Consider the following 3,428-nt stretch of genomic DNA (forward strand, 5'->3'; position numbering starts at 1 on the left):
CTTTTGATCTTGTCTTTTAAAAGCAAAATCAAAAGATCGCAGCCTTCGGCAGCTCCTACAGTGTTTTTGCGGGGTCAGCGGGCGCCAGGCCAGCCTGATTTTTCGAGGGCTGCGAGCAGGGTTTGCGCATCCAGTCCCGGTACGGAATGCCCATTACATTCGATGCTGTCACTGGCCAGCAATGCATTGATGATCGCTTCTTCAACCGCCTCGGTCGCGGCGAGAAACAGCTCGCTGATATGGTCATTGTTGACCATGCGCAAACCGTCACAGGTCGGCGCGCCTTTGCCTTCGTAGGCAGCGGGCGGTACGTGATCGTTACCCGTGGCAAACGCGATGAAAATGTCGCCGCTATGATCCTCGTTGCCACCGCCGGTGCGCGCCAGGCCGAGGCTCGCGCGCTGCGCCAGACGTGTGCACTGATGCGGCAACAGCGGCGCATCGGTGGCCAGACACACAACGATCGAACCCATACCCGGATGCGGCAATGAGGCGCGCAGGAACGGCGAATCTTTCTGTTCCATGTAGCGCCCGACCGGGTAGCCATCGACCCGCAACTCGTTGCGAATGCCGTGGTTGGCCTGCACGATCGCGCCCACAGTCCAGCCGCCCTGGGCAGCGTTCAAGCGCCGCGACGAAGTGCCAATGCCACCTTTGAATTCATGGCAGATCATGCCGCTGCCGCCGCCGACGGCGCCTTCCGTCACTGGACCGTCGACGGCTGCAGCCAGCGCTTCGGCGACGTGTTCAGGCTGGACGTGGAAACCGTTGATGTCATTGAGCAAGCCGTCAAAGGTTTCCAGCACTACCGGCATGTTCCAGTAGAGACGCCCGTCGTCCGGTTGCTGCTGGCGATCCAGCGCAATCAATGCATCGCGCACCACACCGAGGCTGTGGGTGTTGGTGAAGGCAATCGGGCTGGTCAGCAGACCCGCCTCGCGAATCCACTCAAGTCCGGTGGCGTCACCGTTGCCGTTGAGCACATGCACGCCGGCAAAACACGGTTGTTGATTGGTCGAGCCGGGGCGCGGCTCTATCAGCGTGACGCCGGTGCAGATGTCCCGCCCGGCATTGCTGCGTCCGCGCACATTGCTGTGGCCGACGCGCACGCCGGGGACATCGGTGATGGCGTTGAGCGGACCAGGATGTAGTTGGCCGATGCGGATGTTGAGGTCACGGGCACGAGGTTTCATTGATTTCTGTCTCTCTAAAAAATGCTGGGCTATTCGCCGACCCCTGTGGGAGCGAGCTTGCTCGCGAAGGCAGTCCGACATTCAACATTGATGTCGACTGAGCCACCGCATTCGCGAGCAAGCTCGCTCCCACAGGGTTTTGTGGAATGTTCAAAAAGCTTTATTGGCCGTTCTTGACCTTGCTCCACACCCGCGTGCGCACGCGTTCGGTGGCTTTCGGCAAAGGCTCAAGGGTGTACAGCGTGGCCATCGCTGCGGCGGAGGGATACACCGCCGGATTGTCCCGCGTGGCGGCGGCCACCAGCGCTGTTGCCGCGCGATTGCCATTGGGATACGACAGATGATCACTGACCGGCGCGATCACTTCCGGGCGCAGCAGATAGTCGATAAACGCCAGACCCTGAGGACGATTCGGCGCGTCCTTGAGCAGCACCAGCGTGTCGAACCACACCGGTGCGCCTTCCTTGGGCAGGCTGTAGGCGATCTTCACGCCGTTGTTGGCCTGCTCGGCATTGGTCTTGGCCTCCAGCATCGCGCCCGACCAACCGACCGCCACGCAAATGTTGCCGTTGGACAGGTCGCTGATGAATTTCGACGAGTTGAAGTAAGCGATGTGCGGGCGCAGTTTCAGCAGCAGCGCCTCGGCTTTTTTATAGTCTTCTGGGTCGGTGCTGTTCGGTGGCAGGCCGAGATAGTGCAGGGCGACCGGCAACATCTCCGACGGCGAATCGAGCATCGCCACACCGCACTGGCCGAGTTTGGCGAGGTTGTCTGCGTTGAACACCAGATCCCACGAATCCACCGGCGCCTTTTCTCCGAGAGCCGCGCGCACCTTGTCGACGTTGTAACCGATGCCGTTGGTGCCCCACAGGTACGGCACGGCGTATTGATTGCCGGGATCGTTGTTGGCCAGTTTCGCCAGCAGGTTGGCATCGAGGTTCTTCCAGCCCGGCAATAGATCGCGCGGCAGCGGGGCGAGGGCGCCGGCCTTGATCAGCGTCGGCAGGCTGAAGTTGCTCGCCACCACCACGTCGTAGCCGCTGCGGCTGGTCATCAGTTTGCCTTCAAGGACTTCGGCGCTGTCGAAGGTGTCGTAGACCGGCTGGATACCGCTGTCGCGCTGGAAATCGTGCAGGGTGTTCGGGCCGATGTAGTCGTACCAGTTGTAGACGTGCACGCTCGGTGCGTCGGCGGCCATGGCAATTGAGCTGGCGCTGAGACCGGCCAGCAGGCCCAGTTTTATGCTGAGGTTGATACAGCCACGGTGACGACGCATGATGCGGCACTCCTGGCCTGTGCAGGCCGGTGATGAACAGGAGTGCTCAGCCTATCGGGCCGGTCACGCCTGACCCATTCCCATCATGGGTTACTCAAAAGGGGTAGTGCGTGGACGCGTTGCTGCAGGAACTGCCAGTGCATCAAAGCCTGGCGCGGGTATTTGCCGGTGTCGGTCAGGACGGTTTCTGGCGCGCGCTGGTGGACACGTTACGGTTGCTGGTGCCGCTGGACAATGCGCTGGTGGCGCTGATGCAAGCCGGGCAGGCGCCGCAGTTGCTGATCGACTTCGACAGCAAGGGCCGCCCCGACGAGCAGGAAGAACTGGCCGGTTACAGCGCCGGCATGTACCTGCTCGATCCGTTCTATCAAAGCGCATCGACCGGCATTGCCGACGGCTTGCACAGCCTGGCCTCGGTGGCGCCGGACCAGTTTCTGAACAGCGAGTACTACCAGAGCTATTTTCGTTCAGTGGTGGGCGAGGACGAGTTGCAGTTCATGATCAACGTCGAGGGCGGCGTGCTCGGTTTGTCATTGGGCCGTTCGACGCCGTTCGACATGGCCGAGCAGGGCAGGTTGCTGTGCGTGCGTGACTGGGTGTTGGCGGCGATGCGTCGGCATGTGCAGTTGCTGCCGCCGCAGGGCGTGGTGGCGGAAGCGGTGGTCGGTGATCTGGCGACGTTGCTTGACCGTTTCGATGCGCGGCTGACGGTGCGCGAGGTCGACACGGCGCGGCTGATTTTGCAGGGTTTCTCCAGCAAGGCGATGGCCCAGCAGATGCGTATTTCGCCGGAGACGGTCAAGGTGCATCGGCGCAATCTGTATCACAAGCTCAATGTCACCGGGCATGGTGAGTTGTTTGCGCTGGTGTTGCGCCCGCCAACTCCCTGACTCAACACAATCCCCTGTAGGAGTGAGCCTGCTCGCGATAGCGGTCTATCAGTCAACCAGGTGATATCT

Annotated in this window: 3 protein-coding genes; 1 reads left to right on the forward strand and 2 read right to left on the reverse strand. The window is 61.4% G+C overall.

The genetic code is table 11. The features are described from left to right. Positions 1-74: 74 nt before the first annotated feature. Together ACW9IR_RS28995 and ACW9IR_RS29000 are read right to left on the reverse strand one after the other, a co-directional pair. Complete coding sequence (locus ACW9IR_RS28995; protein ID WP_457466033.1) at positions 75-1,193, reverse strand: DmpA family aminopeptidase; 1,119 nt, start codon at positions 1,191-1,193, stop codon at positions 75-77. Between the two features lie 160 nt (positions 1,194-1,353). Further along, positions 1,354-2,469: an extracellular solute-binding protein gene (locus ACW9IR_RS29000; RefSeq protein ID WP_457466034.1), complete on the reverse strand. Its 1,116-nt coding sequence runs from the start codon at positions 2,467-2,469 to the stop codon at positions 1,354-1,356. Positions 2,470-2,579: 110 nt separating this feature from the next. On the opposite strand from ACW9IR_RS29000, the gene ACW9IR_RS29005 reads away from it, so the two are divergent. Further along, positions 2,580-3,359 (forward strand): helix-turn-helix transcriptional regulator, encoded by a 780-nt coding sequence (locus tag ACW9IR_RS29005; protein WP_457466035.1) that lies wholly within the window; start codon positions 2,580-2,582, stop codon positions 3,357-3,359. Positions 3,360-3,428 lie beyond the last annotated feature (69 nt).

Source organism: Pseudomonas sp. SDT291_1_S447 (genome assembly GCF_054070155.1).